Annotated in this window: 20 protein-coding genes and 2 tRNA genes; 20 read left to right on the forward strand and 2 right to left on the reverse strand. The window is 34.0% G+C overall.

Features of this window, described 5'->3' with window-relative positions; genetic code table 11:
- Positions 1–3: 3 nt before the first annotated feature.
- The 13 genes from QNH69_RS05465 to QNH69_RS05525 all read left to right on the forward strand — a co-directional run bounded on the left by QNH69_RS05465 (position 4) and on the right by QNH69_RS05525 (position 11,777).
- Positions 4–978, forward strand: coding sequence for an RnfABCDGE type electron transport complex subunit D (locus QNH69_RS05465; RefSeq protein ID WP_282929555.1), 975 nt, complete (start codon positions 4–6; stop codon positions 976–978).
- A complete protein-coding gene (locus tag QNH69_RS05470) occupies positions 971–1,510 on the forward strand; it encodes an FMN-binding protein (RefSeq protein ID WP_282929556.1) in 540 nt (179 codons plus the stop codon). Before QNH69_RS05465 ends, QNH69_RS05470 begins: the two co-directional genes overlap by 8 nt.
- 8 nt (positions 1,511–1,518) lie before the next feature.
- Entirely contained in the window at positions 1,519–2,199 is a 681-nt protein-coding gene (locus QNH69_RS05475) for an electron transport complex subunit E (RefSeq protein ID WP_282929557.1), read from the forward strand.
- Positions 2,200–2,207: 8 nt separating this feature from the next.
- Complete coding sequence (locus tag QNH69_RS05480) at positions 2,208–2,780, forward strand: RnfABCDGE type electron transport complex subunit A (protein WP_282929558.1); 573 nt, start codon at positions 2,208–2,210, stop codon at positions 2,778–2,780.
- A gap of 9 nt (positions 2,781–2,789) precedes the next feature.
- Positions 2,790–3,590 (forward strand): RnfABCDGE type electron transport complex subunit B, encoded by an 801-nt coding sequence (locus tag QNH69_RS05485; protein ID WP_282929559.1) that lies wholly within the window; start codon positions 2,790–2,792, stop codon positions 3,588–3,590.
- Between the two features lie 106 nt (positions 3,591–3,696).
- Positions 3,697–4,077 carry a NusG domain II-containing protein gene (locus tag QNH69_RS05490; protein ID WP_282929560.1) on the forward strand — a complete coding sequence of 127 codons (381 nt, stop codon included), beginning with the start codon at positions 3,697–3,699 and terminating at the stop codon, positions 4,075–4,077.
- Positions 4,074–4,604: a Gx transporter family protein gene (locus tag QNH69_RS05495; RefSeq protein ID WP_282929561.1), complete on the forward strand. Its 531-nt coding sequence runs from the start codon at positions 4,074–4,076 to the stop codon at positions 4,602–4,604. The genes QNH69_RS05490 and QNH69_RS05495 overlap by 4 nt, the downstream gene beginning before the upstream one ends.
- Entirely contained in the window at positions 4,588–5,268 is a 681-nt protein-coding gene (gene radC / locus QNH69_RS05500) for a DNA repair protein RadC (RefSeq protein ID WP_282929562.1), read from the forward strand. The genes QNH69_RS05495 and radC overlap by 17 nt, the downstream gene beginning before the upstream one ends.
- Before the next feature lie 13 nt (positions 5,269–5,281).
- Entirely contained in the window at positions 5,282–6,292 is a 1,011-nt protein-coding gene (locus QNH69_RS05505) for a rod shape-determining protein (RefSeq protein ID WP_282929563.1), read from the forward strand.
- A gap of 6 nt (positions 6,293–6,298) precedes the next feature.
- Complete coding sequence (gene mreC, locus QNH69_RS05510) at positions 6,299–7,192, forward strand: rod shape-determining protein MreC (RefSeq protein WP_282929564.1); 894 nt, start codon at positions 6,299–6,301, stop codon at positions 7,190–7,192.
- A complete protein-coding gene (gene mreD, locus QNH69_RS05515; protein WP_282929565.1) occupies positions 7,185–7,673 on the forward strand; it encodes a rod shape-determining protein MreD in 489 nt (162 codons plus the stop codon). The genes mreC and mreD overlap by 8 nt, the downstream gene beginning before the upstream one ends.
- A gap of 13 nt (positions 7,674–7,686) precedes the next feature.
- Positions 7,687–11,154: a penicillin-binding transpeptidase domain-containing protein gene (locus tag QNH69_RS05520; protein WP_282929566.1), complete on the forward strand. Its 3,468-nt coding sequence runs from the start codon at positions 7,687–7,689 to the stop codon at positions 11,152–11,154.
- The gene (locus QNH69_RS05525; RefSeq protein WP_282929567.1) at positions 11,151–11,777 is read left to right on the forward strand and encodes a hypothetical protein; all 627 of its coding nucleotides are present in this window, start codon (positions 11,151–11,153) and stop codon (positions 11,775–11,777) included. The genes QNH69_RS05520 and QNH69_RS05525 overlap by 4 nt, the downstream gene beginning before the upstream one ends.
- 21 nt (positions 11,778–11,798) lie before the next feature.
- On the opposite strand, the gene QNH69_RS05530 is transcribed toward QNH69_RS05525, so the two are convergent.
- Together QNH69_RS05530 and QNH69_RS05535 are read right to left on the reverse strand one after the other, a co-directional pair.
- Positions 11,799–12,056: a GIY-YIG nuclease family protein gene (locus tag QNH69_RS05530; RefSeq protein ID WP_282929568.1), complete on the reverse strand. Its 258-nt coding sequence runs from the start codon at positions 12,054–12,056 to the stop codon at positions 11,799–11,801.
- The gene (locus tag QNH69_RS05535; protein WP_282929569.1) at positions 12,053–12,658 is read right to left on the reverse strand and encodes a regulatory protein RecX; all 606 of its coding nucleotides are present in this window, start codon (positions 12,656–12,658) and stop codon (positions 12,053–12,055) included. Before QNH69_RS05535 ends, QNH69_RS05530 begins: the two co-directional genes overlap by 4 nt.
- A gap of 314 nt (positions 12,659–12,972) precedes the next feature.
- Between QNH69_RS05535 and QNH69_RS05540 the strand changes: the two genes are divergently transcribed.
- The 7 genes from QNH69_RS05540 to QNH69_RS05570 all read left to right on the forward strand — a co-directional run bounded on the left by QNH69_RS05540 (position 12,973) and on the right by QNH69_RS05570 (position 18,628).
- Positions 12,973–13,049 (forward strand) — tRNA-His (locus tag QNH69_RS05540).
- A 1-nt stretch (position 13,050) separates the two neighbouring features.
- Positions 13,051–13,136, forward strand: a tRNA-Leu gene (locus tag QNH69_RS05545).
- A gap of 348 nt (positions 13,137–13,484) precedes the next feature.
- Positions 13,485–13,985, forward strand: coding sequence for an IS200/IS605 family transposase (gene tnpA / locus QNH69_RS05550; RefSeq protein ID WP_084593708.1), 501 nt, complete (start codon positions 13,485–13,487; stop codon positions 13,983–13,985).
- A 503-nt stretch (positions 13,986–14,488) separates the two neighbouring features.
- Positions 14,489–15,880: a group II intron reverse transcriptase/maturase gene (ltrA, locus tag QNH69_RS05555; RefSeq protein WP_282929570.1), complete on the forward strand. Its 1,392-nt coding sequence runs from the start codon at positions 14,489–14,491 to the stop codon at positions 15,878–15,880.
- Positions 15,881–16,262: 382 nt separating this feature from the next.
- Positions 16,263–16,979 carry a UMP kinase gene (pyrH, locus tag QNH69_RS05560; RefSeq protein WP_044565498.1) on the forward strand — a complete coding sequence of 239 codons (717 nt, stop codon included), beginning with the start codon at positions 16,263–16,265 and terminating at the stop codon, positions 16,977–16,979.
- Positions 16,979–17,539, forward strand: coding sequence for a ribosome recycling factor (frr, locus tag QNH69_RS05565; protein WP_282929571.1), 561 nt, complete (start codon positions 16,979–16,981; stop codon positions 17,537–17,539). The genes pyrH and frr overlap by 1 nt, the downstream gene beginning before the upstream one ends.
- Before the next feature lie 3 nt (positions 17,540–17,542).
- Positions 17,543–18,628 carry a type II secretion system F family protein gene (locus QNH69_RS05570; protein ID WP_282929572.1) on the forward strand — a complete coding sequence of 362 codons (1,086 nt, stop codon included), beginning with the start codon at positions 17,543–17,545 and terminating at the stop codon, positions 18,626–18,628.
- Positions 18,629–18,636 lie beyond the last annotated feature (8 nt).

Raw genomic sequence — 18,636 nt, forward strand, 5'->3', positions numbered from 1 at the left:
TATATGGAAGATACAAAAAGACTATTAGTTACATCTTCTCCACACGTGAGAAGTAACCGCAATGTTAGAAAAGAAATGCTAGATGTAATAATTGCCCTAATTCCAGCAGGAATTGCAGCATTTTATTACTTTGGATATAGGTCCTTAGTTTTAGTTCTAGCATCAGTTTTAACTTGTGTGGCAACAGAAACATTATTTAACAAAGCAAGAAAGAAAGAAAACACAATTCATGACCTATCAGCAGTTGTAACAGGCATCTTACTTGCCTACAACGTGCCATTTACCCTACCAGTTTGGCAAATAGTAATCGGCTCAATATTTGCAATTGCTGTTGTTAAAATGGCCTTTGGTGGACTTGGACAAAATATTGTAAACCCAGCTTTAGCAGCTAGAGCATTTTTACTAGCTTCATGGTCAAGCAATATGAGTAACTTCGTGCCACCTCAAAGAGTAGCAACACTAAAACACGTTAGTGACATTGCATCAGTATCTGCTGCAACACCACTTTCAGATCCAAATGCATATTCTCTTATGGATTTATTTTTAGGAAATATACCAGGATCACTTGGTGAAGTATCAGCACTAGCATTAATTATAGGTTTTATTTACCTATTAATCAGAAGAGTAGTAAGCTTTAAAATGCCACTTATTTACATAGCAACAGCTACAATATTATCTGGCCTATTCACAGGATTTGATAACATCTTAAAAGATATTTTATCAGGTGGTCTATTACTTGGTGGATTTTTCATGTTAACTGACTATACTACAAGCCCTGTTACTCCAAAGGGACAAATAATATATGCAGCTCTAGCAGGACTTATCACAGCTGTTATTAGAGCCTTTGGCGGATATCCAGAAGGGGTAAGCTATTCAATCTTACTTGCAAACCTTGTAGTACCAATAATTGAAAAATATACTATGCCAAAGGTATTTGGTGTGGATTATAGCAAACAAAAAGGAGTAGCAAATGAATAATTTTAAATTAGGTTTAAGATTATTTGTTATAACAGCAGTAGTAGCACTAGCTCTTGCATTTACAAATAGTCTGACAGCTCCAGTAGTTGCAGAAAATCAAGCACAGGAATTAAAAAAATCTCTATCTGTAGTGTATCCTGCAGATTCATATGAAGAATTAGAAGTGGATAAACCAGAAACAGTAGAAAATGTTTATAAAGCCATTACAGCTGATGGAGAAGGATATGTATTCCAAATCAATTCTCCTGGTGGTTATGGAGGGGACATCGAATATCTAATCGGTGTTGATCCAGATCATAATATAACAGGATTTGCTCCATTAGACCAATCAGAGTCACCAGGATTTGGTGCTGAAATGGAACAAGATTTCTTTAAAGAGGGAATGGTTGGAGTAAATATGGATAATGAAGTTGGATATTCAGAAGCTGGTGGTGAGAATGAAATCGTAGGTATTTCTGGAGCTACTATTTCTACTACAACTATTGTAAAAGGAATTAACGATGCTAGGGAAGTACTAGCTAGTCTAGAGTAGGAGTTATTATGGAACAACAAATAGACAGACCTCTTGTAGACGAAAATACAAAGGTAGATAGTAAAAGAAAACAGAAAGTAAACCTAGGTAAGGTATTTTCCGATGGTATATTTAAAAACAATCCTGTATTTGTCCAATTAGTTGGGATGTGTTCGGTACTAGGTGTTTCATCAACTTTACAAAATGCTTTTGGTATGGGATTATCAGTTATATTTGTATTAGTGATGAGTAACCTTGTAGTATCTTTACTTAGAAACTTTATAAAAGATGAAATAAGAATCCCATCATTTATCGTAATTATTGCAGGCTTTGTAACTATAGTTGAGTTAGTACTTAGGGCATATGTACCTTCTTTATATAAATCTTTAGGTATATTTATTCCACTAATCGTAGTAAACTGTGTAATCCTTGCTCGTGCAGAAGGATTTGCTTCAAAAAATGGTCCTGTAGCATCTATTGTTGATGGATTAGGTCAAGGGTTGGGATATACATTAGCAATATCTGTGCTAGCGTTTTTTAGAGAATTATTAGGAGCAGGAACAGTATTAGGAAAAACTATTATTCCAGCAGAATACACAATTGGATTCTTGCAACAGCCAGCATCATCATTTATAGTACTAGGTATATTATTTGCAGCTTATGCAGCTTATACAAACAAAAAAGAACGTAAAGCTGCTTTAGCTAAATAGGAGTGTATATGTCAGATTTAATATCAATAATAATTGGTGCAATATTTGTATCAAACTATGTATTAGGACAATTCTTAGGAATTTGCCCAACTTTAGGGGTAACCAGTAAAGTTGAAACAGCTCGTGGTATGAGTTTTGCTGTAATATTTGTAATAACTCTTGCTTCTATAGTAACTTGGTTTATCCAATATTACTTACTAGAACCACTAAATATTGAGTATCTACAAACTGTAGTATTTATCTTAGTTATAGCATCTTTAGTACAATCAGTAGAGGCTGTAATGAAGAAAAATATGCCTAGCTTATATGGAGCTTTGGGGGTATTCTTACCACTAATTACAACTAACTGTGTAGTACTAGGCGTAGCTATAAAAACTATTACAAACCAATATGATTTGCTTCAAACTATTGTTTATGCCCTAGCAGCATCATTAGGATTTATGCTAGCTATGATGATCCTATCATACATAAGAGAAAGAATTGCAGAAAATGATACTCCAGAAGCCTTTAAGGGTGCGCCAATGAGTCTTATTACTCTAGGACTTATGTCAATAGCATTTATGGGCTTTGCAGGATTATAGGAGTCATTTATGAATGAGATATTATTACCAGTTGTAGTTCTAGGGACCTTAGGATTTTTATTTGCTATTGCCCTTGGTCTAATAAGTTCAAAATTTAAAGTAGAAACATCAGTTACAGAAGAAGCCGTAAGAAATGCCTTGCCAGGTGCAAACTGTGGTGCCTGTGGTTATCCAGGATGCGATGGATGTGCAGCAGCAATAGCAAAAGGTGAAGCACCAGTAAATGCATGCGTAATAGGTGGACCTTCCACAACAAGCTTGGTAGCAAGTGCAATGGGAGTGGAAGCAACAGGAAGCGACAACAGACAAGTTGCCGTTGTAAAATGTAATGGTGACTGCGACAGTGCTAAAGATATGTTTGAATATTCTGGACTTACCGATTGTAGAGCTCAAATAGCTTTATTTGGTGGTAAAAAAGAATGTAACTTTGGCTGCCTTGGCTGTGGAACTTGCGAAAATGTATGTGCATTTGATGCAATCCACGTACATAATGGAGTTGCCAAAGTAGATCGTGACAAATGTGTAGCATGTGGTAAGTGTGTCAAAGCTTGTCCAAAAGACATCATAACACTTGTACCATACGATCAAAAAGCTGTAGTTTTATGTTCAAACCAAGAAAAAGGTAAGGATGCTAGGAAAAAATGTGACAAAGCATGTATTGCTTGTACACTTTGCGCCAAAACTTATCCTGAAGGTTTTGAAATGAAGAAAAACTTATCAGTAGAAAATATCAATCCAGAATTGAACGTAGAATTATTAAAAGCAGCAGCAGAAAAATGTCCAAACAAATGTATTGAAGTTTTTAATTAATTAGCAAAAATAAGCCGGTTATCCGGTTTATTTTTTTTCCCTAGATTTGGCCTTAAAATTGACATTAAATTATATAAAATGTAAACTCATATAATGAGGTATTTATATGAAATTTAAAAAAGGAGATATATTTATATCCCTAGGATTATTGATATTAAGTTTTTTGTTGGCCATTTATTTTCAAAGCTTTAATAGCAAAGAAGAAGGTCAATATATAAGGATAGAACACAATTCAAAACTTGTGGGAGAGTACCCACTTGATGTTGATAAAGAGATAGTGCTAGATGGCGATGGTAAGTATAACAAGGTTGTCATCAAAGATGGCAAGGCTTATATGAAAGAAGCAAATTGTAGGGATCAAATTTGCGTTCATATGAGAGAGATTAATGTTGATGGTGAAACAATCATATGCTTGCCAAATAGAGTCTATGTAGAAGTAATAGATAAGTCAAAAGAAGATGATAGTATAGATAGGGTGAACCGATGAAAGATATAAGAAATGTAACAAATATAGCCTTGCTTACAGCTATGGCTCTTGCCATATCTTTACTTGAGCATATGATTCCATTGCCAGTTCCAATACCAGGGGCAAAGTTAGGCTTTTCAAATATGATTATTCTAATCACCCTTTATATGTATGGTTTCAAATCAGCTTTACTGGTAGGGGTTTTAAAGTCTTTTCTATTGATGCTAATAACAGGATCGGTTTCTGCATTTTTCTATTCTATAGCAGGAGCAATATTGTCAGCCATAGCCATGGCTATCGCCCTAAAATACCTATCAAAAATCACAAGTTTTATAGGTATAAGCGAGATTGGTGCGTTTTTCCACAATCTTGGACAGATACTTGTTGCTATGGTATTTATGGGCAATGTAAAGATGATTATATATTTTCCAGCCCTTGTAATAATGGGAGTTTTCACAAGTTTTTTTGTTGGACTTAGCGTAAATTACGTAACTAGCCATATGAAGAAATTAAATCTTGGAGATATTAATAATGAAAAAGACGATTAAAGATTTTGATTTATCTGACAGGCCAAGAGAAAAGCTGATTAAAGAGGGTTCAGATTCACTAAGCGATGAAGAACTTTTGGCCATAATATTATCTACTGGCACCAAAGAAAAAAACGCCATTGAACTAGCAAGAGAAATACTAGCAAATTTTTCCTACCAGGAATTATACGACATAGAAGTAAATGAACTTACTAAGATAAATGGAATCAAAGCTGCCAAGGCCAGCAAAATTGTCGCATCCTTAAAATTTGGCAAGAGAATAGCCAAAAGAGTCAACCAGAGATCTATAACAAAAATAGAAAAAAGCGAAGATATCTACAATTTTCTAAAAGAAGAGCTAGCTGATAAGAAAAATGAGTTCTTTTATGCTATCCTTCTTGATACAAAAAATGTTATAATATCTAAAGAACTAGTAAGTAAGGGGACTTTGGATTCATCCCTTGTCCACCCTAGGGAAGCCTTTAGGCCAGCTATCAAAAAATCTGCAAAATCAATAATTTTTGCTCACAACCACCCAAGTGGTAATCCAAAACCTTCAGCTGAAGATTATAATATTACCAGAAGGCTGGTAGAAGCTGGCAATTTATTAGATATTAATGTTCTTGACCATATAATAATAGGAGAAAATGATTATTATAGTTTTAAAAAAGAGAATGACATATAGGAGCAAATAATAAATGAAATTTAGGATGATTGCAAATGACTTTGCAATTGATTTAGGAACAAGCACTGTTTCAGTGTACAAAAAAAATGAAGGATTGGTTTTAAGCGAGCCTTCTTTGATGGTATTAGATGAGAATTCTACCAAAGTTTTGGCTGTAGGAAACGAAGCCAAGGAAATGCTTGGCAAAACTCCATCTAACATCCACGTTGTAAAACCAATAGTTAATGGTGTTATAACTGATTTTAACTTGACTGAAGCAATGTTAAATTATTTTTTTAATAAGATAAATCCTGGTATGAGCCTTATCCAACCAAAGGTTGTTATTTCAATACCAGATGGGATTACAGATATAGAGACTAGGGCTATAGAAGATGCAGCCTTGCATGCTGGTAGTAGAGAAATAATCTTAGCCCCACAAACCCTAGCTCAAGCCTTCGGCATGGGATTATCTCCAGATGACCCTAGGGCCATACTTATGGTTAGCATGGGAGCTGGCACTACAGAAGTATCTGTCCTTTCCTTAAATGGCATAGTTACCAATGCTTCTCTTAAAAAGGGAGGAGACTATATAGATGAGGCCATTATTGACTTATTTAAGAAGAATAAGAAACTAGATATAGGGAAGAATACTGCTGAAAATATCAAAAATAATATCCTAAGTCTTAGAGTCAAAGATGGAGATTTGTCAATGGATGTTGATGGTAGAGATATGATTTCAGCAAGCCCAAAGACAGTAGAAGTAAAGAGCCGTGATCTAGTGGAAGCTGTGATTACTTATGCTGATGAAGTAATGAATATGATCTATGAAGTTTTAGAAAAGACTCCGCCAGAGCTAACAGGAGACATTAGAAGAGATGGATTCTATTTGTCAGGTGGATTTGCAAATCTTAAGGGAATCAGAGAATATATAGAATCTAAGCTTAAGATTTCTTCATACATATCAGAAGAGCCTGGTCTTGATGCAATACTTGGGGCAGGAAAAATTCTAGAAGAACCTGATAGATTTTTGAAATATCGTAAGTAGGTAAAAATGGTTTACAAAAGAGTAAAGAAAACTAACAAATCTTTTTTAATAACTATAGGTATTTTAGTTTTGCTAATAATAATTTCTTCCCAAACAGATACAATTTCTGGTGCAGGATCAAACTTGGCAAATACAATCTTTAAGCCAATAGAGAAAGTGACTTATTCCATATCATCAGAGATTATGGGCCAAGTTGAAAGAACAGTTGGATCAAGAGAAACTAGAAGTCAAGTTGAAAAATTAGAAGCAGAAAATAAGGCCCTAGAAATAGAAAATGCTAGGCTAAATACTATTATAAATAAGGAAGAATTCCTAAAAGAGGAAAGAGACGCCATAAGCTCTTCTGGCAACCAATACTTGAAGGCAAGCGTTGTAAATACTGATTTAAATTCTATGACATCCAATTTTACCATCGATAAGGGCAAAAAAGATGGAGTCAAAAAGAATGACATCATCCTTCAAGCTATAGGAGAAAGTGACTATTATACAGGCCTTGTAGGCAAGATTACTGAAGTTTTTGAGAATACAGCTAGAGTAGTGACTATAAATAATGAGGCAAATGATGTTTCATTTATCAACGCTAGAAGCAATGACTATGGAGTTATAGATAAGTTTACATCAAAAACTATCCAAGGTTATATGCTAGATGTAGATAGTGGAGCCAAAAACTCGGATGTACTTCTAACTTCTGGCCTAGGTGGAGTCTACCCATATGGTATATATATTGGTACAATTTCAAATGTTTCAATGAGCCAAGATTCCCTTAGAAAAAATATAACTATAGATTCACCAGTCGACTTCAACCACCTTTATAGGGTTTTGGTATTAAGTGGCAAAAGTGAATATCAATCTGATGAAACTAAGGATAATACAAAAGAAGATGGAGGAATGAATGAATAAATTTAAAACATTTTTGATTTTACTTATATCATTTATCCTACAAACTACTATTTTTTCTAAGATAAATATATTTGGAGCAAATATCAACATAATTATCCCAGCCATTGTCGCAATTTCTCAAATATTGGGCTACAAAATTGGTGGCTTTGGAGCTTTGATTATTGGCCTTGTTGAAGACTTTTTATTTACTAGCTTCATAGGGGTTAGAGCCTTATCATATTTTTTGATAGGATCTTTTGTTGCAAGTGATGTGATGAATATTAGTAAAGATAAACCAAGTGGAGCTATATCAACTTTTTTTGCTAGCATATTTAATTTCTTTTTGATTAATTTGATTTACTATGTTTTTACGAGCAAAACTACATTGGGCACATATCTTCCAATACCACTGCTTGTTGAAGCCTTACTAAATTCATTGATTTATTTGATTTATATAAATCTAGTAAAAAAAGTTATGTATATACCAACATACAGGATGTAGGGGTGGTCTTTAAGTGAGAAAACAAAAAGAAAGACGATTAATACTTATCCAAGTCCTGGTTGTAATAGCTCTCCTTGCAATTGTAGCAAGACTATACACAGTTATGATCAGCCAAGGAGATTATTACAGGGACTTATCAGATAACAGGAAAGTTAAAGAGGTAGACGAGATTGCTAGCCGTGGAAATATATATGATAGAAACGGCAAAATTTTAGCAACAAGTGTACCTGCTTTTGCTGTACAAATTTATAAGGACCAGTTATTAAAACTTGATGATGAGGATAGAATTGATAGCATTTCTAAGCTTGTAGATATCCTAGAAGAAGATGGGGTAAACTATACTGATGGCTTTGCAATAAAGCTAAATTCTTTTGCTTATAAGAGAAACGAAGACTACTTTATCTTAGGGCAAATGCCAAATGAACTTGTTGTATCAACTCTTATAGATAATGATTTAATCTATGATTTTCTAACATCAACTATTAAAGATGAAAATATAGAATATGAGACAATAAAAACAGCCCTCTTGGCTCTTAAAAAACGCGGAATAGATATACCTGCTCACGTAAGCCAAAAAGACGGAAACTTAGAAGTTACTTTTAAGGAAAATTCAGAAGAAAAATTAAAGTCTTCTGGTTATTCTATAGATGAAAATCCTATAGATGTAGTAGTACGAGCTGTTGGCAACGACAAGTCTGTTTTGCTATCTATACTTGAGAACTCAAATGCGAGAATTCTTGCCTATAATATATTAAATGAAAGAGGCCTACTTGGAAGCCTTACTCTAAAAGATTATGCAGTAAAAGCCGATGAGGAGTTGATAGAGAAAAAGGCTAAGCTTTCAAAAGCCTATCCTGAAATAAGTCTCGAAAGTACTCCTAGTGATGATTTCTATGAGATAGTAAAATCTTCTACAATAAAAGACGTCTTGACCCAAGCTATTGTCAAAGACGATGGGGCTTATGTTATACCTGCAGATATCCTTATCCAAGAGTTGGAAAATAAGGGCATCTATGCAAACTTTGATACTGAAGTAATCACTGATACAGAAGATGACAGAAATCTTTATAAGGTAAATGTTAAATTTAGAAATGCCCAAGCTGGCTCTCCGGTAGATGAACTAGCAAGGCTAGCAGATGAACACGGCCTACTAAAACCACTTATATTATCAGAAGATATAAAATATATGGCTCAAAATGCCAATACAAAGAATAATATATATCCGAACATAGATGTAAGTGAAGATGACCCAAAAGATTGGGACTACACTTTTAACATAGAAAAAGACAATTTCTACACTTACTATGCAGCAAAGGATAAGGTCAATCCAAGAAAAAAAGTTGTCGAAGTTTTAAACAAAGAGAAAGATCCTAAGGAAATATTAAACTATCTTAAAAAAATTAATGGCTTGGAAAATTTCTCAGACCTTGAAGCTGTTGGTATTCTTACCATTGATAACCAAGTAAATAGACAAGGCAACTTCGGTTATAGGCCAATAAGCTTGGTATATAATATCGACGAATCAACCGTATTAAAAATCGAGGAAAATATAAAAGCGACATCTGGAATAGATGTAAATACTATTCCTATAAGGTCTTATCCAAATAGGTACCTAGCAAGTCATATTTTGGGCTATATGGGACCAATTGCCACAGAAGAAGAAATGGACAAATATGTCAAAAAAAGAGACTATTTGAGAGATGAAATCATAGGTAAAACTGGTATAGAGGAGTCCTACCAAGACAACCTAAAAGGGAAAAATGGCAAGAGCCTAGTGACTGTTGACTCAGCAGGTAATAGAAAGCAAACTATATCACAGTCACCATCAGAACCAGGAGATGACCTATACTTATCCATTGATGCTGATCTTCAAGAACAAGCCGAAAAATCCCTAGCAGGAGTTTTAAAGGCAATTAGAGAGGGTACAGACTACCAATCAGAATATGGAATATTTAGACCTCTAAGGAGAGCAGCCTATGCCGAAAGTGGGGCGGTAGTAGTATCTAATGTCAAAACTGGTGAGGTCTTGGCTATGGCAAGTTTGCCAGACTACGATCCGAACCTATTTTCAACAGGTATCTCTCAATCAGACTGGGAAAGCTTACAAGTACCAGAAGATAGTGGTCCACTTGTACCAAGACCGATGCTAAATATAGCTAGTCAAAGTGCTGTCATGCCAGGATCTACCTTTAAACTTGTAACAGCTCTTGCTGCCTTGGAAAATGGCCTAGACCCTCAAGCTGTAATCACTGACTACGGTTATATTGAAATAGGAAATAGACGATTTAACAACCTTGCTTGGACAGAATATGGAATTACCCAAGGTGAGGAAAACTTATACGGAGCCATAAGAGATTCTAACAACTTTTATTTCTATGTTCTAGCCCTTGGTGAGAACCCTAGAGACGGCAAGTCTATAGGAACCAAGCTTGAACTAAATGATATTAGAATTGCAGCAGAAAAACTTGGCCTAGATCAAGTCACTGGTGTAGAAATAAATATACCTAAAGAATCATCAGGTAATATTCCATCAATTGACAAGAAAATTCAAATAACTAGGGCCATGCTAAAAGCATATCTTGATGAAAATCTTCCTCTCCACCTAAAGGATGAAGTCAAAAAATCAAGAAGTGAATTTGAAAATGATGTTCTAGATATAGTAAACTTTACAGATAATCCAAAGGAATGGAATCGTAACAAGATTATAGAATTCCTAGATGAAAGAGGATATGATCCTGAACTAATCCTTGAAGGAGAGAGGGCAGGACTTGCAGACACAATCAAATATACCTACCTAAACCAAGCTGAGTGGGATATAACGGATATGTTAAATATAGTTATGGGCCAAGGGCAAAATGCCTATACTCCACTACAAATGAATAGGGCCATAGCAACTCTTACAAACGGAGGATATCTAAACAAATTCACCCTAGTAGATAAGGTAACCAACCACGATTCAGGAGATATTTTATTTAATAATGTCACTGAGGGAACAAGGATAGAATTAAAAGATAGAAAATACTTAGAAGATATCAAATATGGAGCCTTGCTTGTAGCACAAAACAACAAAATACTAAGCGAACTTCCAGTAGAAATTGGTATCAAAACGGGTACAGCAGAAGTAGAAGGTAAGAACGCTGATGGAGTAGGATATGATTCCTATGCGTGGATGGTTGGATTTGCACCATATGATGATCCAGAAATCGCCATAAGCATTATCCTAACCCAAGGGGATACCTCTTACAATGTATCGCCTATAATGAGAGATATAGTAGCCAAATATTTTGATTTGAATGTATACTCATCAAACCAAAACGAAAGCCCGGAAAATGTAGACACTGCTCAGTTTGGCGACAACGTTCCAGACCAAGGCGGTGATTTGATAGAAAATTTAGATAATAATATTACCGATATTACAAACGAGATTAATGGTAATAACCAAAATATGGAAAATCTTGATGATAATCAGGGGGGAATATGAAAGTTTACGTTATAAAAGGTGAAAATGGAATAGGCAAAACAGATTTTGCTGTAAATCTTGCCGAATACTTACAAAAAAACGGCAAGGTGCTTTTAATTCAGGCCAAAAGAAACGCCAATTCTAATATTGAAGATTTCTTTCAAAAAGATGGGATGATAACCTATGACCTAGCTGATTATTTTTCATCTTTGGCAGGTCTAGATAAGATTATAGTCCATGAAACTGACAATCTAGACTTTATAATTAGCCCTCTTTTGGAAGATAAATATGATTTAGCAAGTGAGGATTTAAATAAACTTCTATCTGAAGTCTCATACGATTATATAATCTTAGATGAAGTAAATCCAGATTTCTTAACTGAAAAAACAACAGTAGAGATAATTAGTCAAAATCAAGTTAATAGTACAATCACTGCTGATACATTTTTCATAAATAAAGCAGATGAGGATTATGATATAAGAAATCATAAGCAAGCTATTGATGGGAAAAGTGCAAGATTTCTAGGTACTGTAAAAAATGGACAGTATTTTAAGGATGTTATAGAAAATTTAGTTAATGGCAATGCTGTAGCTATTGCAAAATTGGGCTTTTTTGAAAAGTTAAAAATGAGTTTTAGAAAATAAGAAAAAGGACTTGTTTGAAGTTTATGATTTGTTAAAACTTCGAACCAAGTCCTCTTTTCTTGCTTTTGTTAATTTTTTGATAGCTATTTCCCTTTTTAGAGCTTCAGATTTATTATCAATCTCCTCATAATAAACAAGTTTACATGGTCTTTTTGATCTAGTGTATTTTGCACCCTTGCCAGAATTATGAAGAGCTATTCTCTTTTCAAGGTCCATACACCAACCAGTATACAAAGAATTATCCTTGCATCTTAAGATATAAACATAGCCGTAAGTCATTGGAAAATCTCCCCGATGACCCTAGATATAATATCGTATTCAAAACCTTTTGAAGAAAGATACCTGTAAACTTTTTGTTTATTATCATAGTCCGTTTTTCCACGAGATTTTTTTACTGCAAAATCATAGGCCTTTTGGAATTCTTCATCATCTGATATATATGATAGATAAGTTTCTATAAGCTGGTCATCAATTTTTTTCGACCTCAAGGCATAGCGAATCTTATTTCTTGACCACTTTGATATATTGCTCTTGTCGTTTATAAATGATTTTACATAAGCTTTATCATCTATTAGCTTGAAAGATTTTAAAAACTCTATAGTCTTATTAATAGCATCAGCATCAAAATCATTATCCTTAAGTAATTTTTCGAGCTCAAAAGAAGTTTTTTGACTATAGGAAATTTTTCCTAGAGCAAAATTTTTAGCCATATTATATTGATTTTCTTTTAAAATTTCTTTATATGTATCAAAATCGACCTCATCTTCTAAAGATAAATTCAAATCATTAAAAAAATCATAAGTTATAGAAAATTCTTCTCCAGCTATGGTTAGGATAATTAGATTGTATTTATCAGAATAATCTATTTTTTCAATAATCATATGCTAGCTATTGAAATATAAGCATTATATATAATTGGAGCAACCATAGCTATAGCTATAACTATTGCAAAAATTTTTAGTAATGTCTTCTTATTTTTCATCATCTCACCTCTAGATTTATTTTACTACTAAAAGTTTAATTTACATTTAAATAAAAAATCTAATAAAAAACTTGACACATAAGATATAAGATTATATAATATATCTTGCAGTTAAATATTGAGGCCTTGTGCTAGTAAAGCTATTGTAAAATTTATTTAAGAAAAACTTGACATATATTTTATATAGTGTATACTAGATAGGGTAATGACCTGGTGGGTATGGTCCAGTTGGTTAAGACACCTGGTTGTGGCCCAGGAGGCCGTGAGTTCGAATCTCACTACTCACCCCATGCGGGATTGGCGGAATTGGCAGACGCGCTAGACTTAGGATCTAGTGAGAATTTCTCGTGAAGGTTCAAGTCCTTTATCCCGCACCATAATATGAAAGTAATCGTTGATTTTCAATGGTTACTTTTTTTATTGATTTTGTTTATACTAATTGAAAAATAAGTTGATTGTAATATAATGATGATAAGAGATGCAACCTCTTTTCATCTAAAAAAGCCCTTGAAGCTCACAGCACAAGGTAACAGAAAGTATACGATTCTTCATAGAATCAAAAAAGACAGTAGCGACCACTACTGTCTTTTTCTTTGCGTTCACTTAAGTGAGTTGAGCGAACGAATGTGAGCGAAACAAAAAACCACCTGCTATGCAGGTGGAGGGATTAAGCTTTAGCTTCAAGACCAAAAAATTCTCACTTGTAATATAATTGTGATAACCACATGCACAATAAAAACAAGGAGAATAAATTGGACAACAATAGTTTATCACATACAAAATGGAGATGTAAATATCATATAGTATTTGCCCCGAAATTTAGAAGACAAGAAATATATGGGAAACTAAAAAAAGACATAGGTCAAATACTACGAGAACTATGTCAAAGAAAAGGAATAAACATAATAGAAGCGGAGCTGTGCCCAGATCATGTCCATATGCTTATAGAAGTACCACCAAAATATAGTATCTCAGAAATAATGGGATATCTAAAAGGAAAAAGTTCACTAATAATATTTGATCGACACGCAAACTTAAAATATAAATATGGAAACAGACATTTCTGGTGTAGAGGTTATTACGTAGATACAGTAGGGCGAAATGAGAAAATGATAAAAGAATATATACAAAATCAACTAAAAGAAGACTATTATGCGGATCAAATAAGTATCAAGGAATACTATGACCCGTTTACGGGAGAGTCAGTAAAAAGAAGCAATAAATAAACTGCTTAAGCAGAAGCTGCGAAAGTGGTGCATGTGGAGATAATACTCGGAGCCCCAATAGGGGCGTGCCGGTATTTGCGCCTTCTAGGCGCTGTGCAAACTACCAGCTAAGCTGGTAGTTTTGATTTACGTGCGCTCGGCACGAGCATATTCTAAAAGGTGAAAGTCCTAAGTGTACCCGGTAGTGGGAAACACATAGCCAAAGGCAAGGGTGTCCACCGTGAGGTGGAATCTGAAGGAAGCCCTAGGCAAACTCTTGGTCTGACGAACAGAAATCACATCAGGCAGTTACGTAGGATAAGCTTGCGTAACAAAGTAAAGTCCAATAGCTACACGGAATACGTAAATGTAAATGTGGCAGATATATGAGAGGAAAGAATATGCCCTTACCCGAGGAGGTCTCACTAGCAAACCAGTAGTAACAACTAATAGTGAGAAGTCAGCAGAAGTCATAGTACTAGAAAAAAAACTAGGAAGGACTGAACTACAGGAGGTATAAAATTATGAAAGAAACTAATCATGACAAAGACTGTAGAAAATCAACCAGACTAATCAAAGATAGCTCGGAAAGTGAAAATAAAATAGCTGGACACAGTCATGATAAGATTAACTCAAAAGAAAATACCAAAAATGAACTGATAGAAAAAATACTCCATAAAAACAACCTAAACGAAGCCTTTAAAAGAGTAAAATCCAATAAAGGCTCAGCAGGAATAGATGGAATATCAACAGAAGAACTCCTAGAACATCTAAAAGAAAACAAAGATAAAATACTAGGACAAATAAGAGCAAGGAAATACAAACCCAAACCAGTAAAAAGAGTACAAATACCAAAATCAAATGGTAAGAAACGAAACCTAGGAATACCCACAACAACAGATAGGGTAATACAACAAGCAATAGCACAAGTATTAAGCCCAATCTATGAAAAGAAATTCTCAGAAAACAGCTATGGATTTAGACCGAATAGAAGTGCCCATGATGCCCTAAAAAGGATAAAAGAAATAGCAGACGAAGGATATACTTGGGTAGTAGACTTAGACCTAGAACAATACTTCGACACAGTAAACCAATCTAAACTCATACAAATCCTATCAGAAGAAATAAAAGATGGAGAAGTAATATCCCTAATACACAAATATCTAAAATCAGGAATAATGATAGATGGAATAAAAGTAAAATCAGACAAAGGAGTACCACAAGGTGGACCCCTAAGCCCACTACTAGCAAACATCTACCTAAATGAAGCTGACCAAGAATTTGAAAAATGGGGATACAAATATGTAAGATATGCAGACGACATGCTAATATTCGCAAGAAATAGAAAAGCAGCCGAAAGATACTACAAAAGAGTCAAGAAATTGTTAGAAGGAAAATTAAAACTTAAAGTTAACGAGGAGAAGACCTCAATAAGAAAATTAAGTCAAACAAAATATTTGGGATATGGCTTTTACCAAAACAACGGAACCCAATTAAAAGTACACAAAGAAAGCTTAAAGAAACTAAAAGCAAAACTAAAGGCAGTAACAAGTAGAAGTAATGCATTAGGCTATAGGCAAAGAAGAATAAAAATCAACCAAATCATAAGAGGATGGATTCAATATTTCAAACTAGCAAATATGAGAAAGCATCTTCAGAAACTAGACGAATGGTTAAGAAGAAGAATCAGAATGTGTGCATGGAAAGGCTGGAAGAAAGTAAAAACTAAATTTACAAACTTAGTAAAATTAGGAACAGAAAAATTCCAAGCTTGGAAATGGGTAAATACACGCAGATCCTATTGGAGAATAGCCAAAAGCCCAGTACTAAGCAGAGCTCTTAACAACAAAAGAATAGCTGAAAGGGGTTATATGTCCCTAGTCAGCTATTACAATAAAGTTCATATTAAACTGTAGAACCGCCGTATACGGACCCGTACGTACGGTGGTGTGAGAGGTCGGTAGATGAATTAATCATCTCTCTCCTACTCGATTTGTTTTTGGAATGATAGTTGCTTATTGCAATTAATATTATTCCTACTAGCAAGGGAAAAATAAAATTTTCCAAGATGGAAGTAAACAAGTTTAATCACCACCTTTCACCTATTAATTAATAGGCAATATAATTATAGCATATAGTATATTTTGGTTAAATAAAAATGGACCATTAATAACATTGAAAATCTTAAATATATCATATGAATTTTAATAATAATTCAAAGCATAATAAAATAATTTATCTTTTACTCTGTTAAAAATTTTCAAAATAGGTTATAATTTATATTAATAGGAGGGTGTTTTGCAAAAATTTAAAAGAGTTGTATTAAAACTAAGCGGTGAAGCCCTAGCAGGTGATAGGGGCTTTGGATTTGATGATAATGTTATTGAAAATATTTGCCAATCTATCAAAAAACTACATTCGCTAGGTGTTGAAATAGCAATTGTAGTTGGTGGTGGCAACTTCTGGAGAGGAAGATCTGGTACTACTATCGATAGGGCAAGCTCTGATAATATTGGAATGCTTGGAACAGTTATGAATGGTCTTAGGATTCAAGGTTCTCTTGAAGAGATGGGCCTTGATACTCGTCTTATGACTGCAATTGATATGAAAGAAGTTGCAGAACCATATATAAGAAGACGTGCTATAAGACACTTGGAAAAGGGAAGAATTGTTATCTTTTCTGCTGGAACAGGTCTACCATATTTTTCAACTGATACTACTGCAAGTTTACGCGCTCTTGAGATAGATGCCGATGTAATACTTCTAGGTAAGACTGGTACTGATGCAATTTATGACAAGGATCCAAATATTTATGACGATGCCATAAAATACGATAGGCTAACCTATAAAGAAATCCTCCAACAAGAAATAAAGATTATGGATACAACTGCATCAAGCCTTGCTATGGATAATAATATGCCACTAATAGCATTTGGTATAGATGATCCTAAGAATATGGTGAGGATTTTTACTGAGGAAGAAGATATTGGTACAATTGTAAAGGAGAAATTTTAATGAATTACGATCAGATTAAAAATACAGCTAATAAAGAAATGAAGCAAGCTGTTGAATCTTTTGAGACAAGAATAGCAAATATTAAGGCAGGCCGTGCAAGCGAATCTATCTTGGATGGTATTACATTCTCATATTATGGAACTGAAACACCAATCAACCAAGCTGCAACTGTTTCAATCCCAGAAGCAAGACTTCTAGTCATCAAGCCTTGGGATAGAAAAAATATTGGTCCAATAGAAAATGCTATTTTGAAAGCTAATATTGGTATAACCCCACAAAACGATGGTGAAGTGATAAGACTTCCTTTCCCAGTACTTACAGAAGAAAGACGTAAGGAATATACCAAAGAAGTTAACAAGTATGCAGAAGAAGCGAAAATATCTGTAAGAAACAAAAGACGTGATGCTATGGATGAAGTCAAAAAATCAGAAAAATCTGGCGACATAACAGAAGACGATAGGTTTTCACTAGAAGAAGAACTTCAAAATATCACAGATAAGAATATTAAATTACTAGAAGAAGTTGCTGATAAGAAAAACAAAGAGTTACTATCTGTATAAAAAGTGAATGATCTTAATAAAATAAAAGATATATTAAACAAGGACATTATCCCTCAAAAAATTAACAGCAGGGTTATGTCCTTGTTTTTAAAACAATTATCATTGTTGCTAAATTCTGGAATAGCAATTGATACTAGTTTAAAAATAATCGAAAGGCAGAAAGTTGACAAGAATCTTACCAAGGCACTGGCAAGTGTGAATGGAGATTTAGATAGAGGCCTATCCATATATGAAGCCTTTACCAACAATGAAAAGTATTTTAATCCTATGATCATAGCCTTTATTAAAAGTGGTGATAAAAGCGGCAAGTTTTCAGACATTTTGGATGATTTATCAACTTATATTGGAGAAGAAGATAAGAATAAGTCCACTATAAAAGAAGCCTTGACTTATCCAATTGTTCTTTTCGCTATGACGATTTTGATAGTTGTACTTATTCTAAATTTTGTCTTGCCTACATTTCAAAATCTCTTTGCAGAAAGTGGCCAAAGTTTGCCAAGAGCTACAATGATATTATTGGCGGTAAGTGAATTTATTAATAATTATGGCTTTCTAATCCTGCTTATAGTTTTGGTTATAGTATTTTCAATCCTAATACTAAAAAAAGACGAGGATGTGGCCTATAAAATAGATAGCTTGCATTATAAACATGGCCCATTTAAAAATCTTAGGCAGGAAAAGCTAGAATATCAAATATCATCTTTGTTATTTATACTAAGATCTGGCGATATTGAAATAAATGACTCGCTAAGACTTATAAAAGAGTCCTTTAAAAATACATATATAAAAGCTGAGATAGATAAAATTATAAGGGATTTGGATCATGGATTGACCCTATCAAATAGTATTGAAGATAAAAAAGATTTTAGTCCACTTTTTAAATCGATGATTAAGATAGGAGAGGATAGTGGAAACTTGCTTGAGGCCTTGCAGAAAGCAAGCCAATATTATGCCAACGATTACATATATAAACTAAAGAGAATAGCCAATCTTGCAGAACCACTTATGATTATTTTTATGAGCATAATAGTTGGATTTGTAGTTTTTTCAATTGCCATACCGATATTTGATTCAGTAAATGCAATATAAAAAGGAGC

Source organism: Anaerococcus sp. Marseille-Q7828 (assembly GCF_949769285.1).
GTDB lineage: Bacteria > Bacillota > Clostridia > Tissierellales > Peptoniphilaceae > Anaerococcus.

Coding starts and splice junctions, on each gene's coding strand:
- QNH69_RS05465 (WP_282929555.1), top strand. CDS start 4: ATGGAAGATACAAAAAGACTATTAGTTACATCTTCTCCACACGTGAGA.
- QNH69_RS05470 (WP_282929556.1), top strand. CDS start 971: ATGAATAATTTTAAATTAGGTTTAAGATTATTTGTTATAACAGCAGTA.
- QNH69_RS05475 (WP_282929557.1), top strand. CDS start 1,519: ATGGAACAACAAATAGACAGACCTCTTGTAGACGAAAATACAAAGGTA.
- QNH69_RS05480 (WP_282929558.1), top strand. CDS start 2,208: ATGTCAGATTTAATATCAATAATAATTGGTGCAATATTTGTATCAAAC.
- QNH69_RS05485 (WP_282929559.1), top strand. CDS start 2,790: ATGAATGAGATATTATTACCAGTTGTAGTTCTAGGGACCTTAGGATTT.
- QNH69_RS05490 (WP_282929560.1), top strand. CDS start 3,697: ATGAAATTTAAAAAAGGAGATATATTTATATCCCTAGGATTATTGATA.
- QNH69_RS05495 (WP_282929561.1), top strand. CDS start 4,074: ATGAAAGATATAAGAAATGTAACAAATATAGCCTTGCTTACAGCTATG.
- radC (WP_282929562.1), top strand. CDS start 4,588: ATGAAAAAGACGATTAAAGATTTTGATTTATCTGACAGGCCAAGAGAA.
- QNH69_RS05505 (WP_282929563.1), top strand. CDS start 5,282: ATGAAATTTAGGATGATTGCAAATGACTTTGCAATTGATTTAGGAACA.
- mreC (WP_282929564.1), top strand. CDS start 6,299: ATGGTTTACAAAAGAGTAAAGAAAACTAACAAATCTTTTTTAATAACT.
- mreD (WP_282929565.1), top strand. CDS start 7,185: ATGAATAAATTTAAAACATTTTTGATTTTACTTATATCATTTATCCTA.
- QNH69_RS05525 (WP_282929567.1), top strand. CDS start 11,151: ATGAAAGTTTACGTTATAAAAGGTGAAAATGGAATAGGCAAAACAGAT.
- QNH69_RS05530 (WP_282929568.1), bottom strand. CDS start 12,056: ATGACTTACGGCTATGTTTATATCTTAAGATGCAAGGATAATTCTTTG.
- QNH69_RS05535 (WP_282929569.1), bottom strand. CDS start 12,658: ATGATTATTGAAAAAATAGATTATTCTGATAAATACAATCTAATTATC.
- tnpA (WP_084593708.1), top strand. CDS start 13,485: ATGCACAATAAAAACAAGGAGAATAAATTGGACAACAATAGTTTATCA.
- ltrA (WP_282929570.1), top strand. CDS start 14,489: ATGAAAGAAACTAATCATGACAAAGACTGTAGAAAATCAACCAGACTA.
- frr (WP_282929571.1), top strand. CDS start 16,979: ATGAATTACGATCAGATTAAAAATACAGCTAATAAAGAAATGAAGCAA.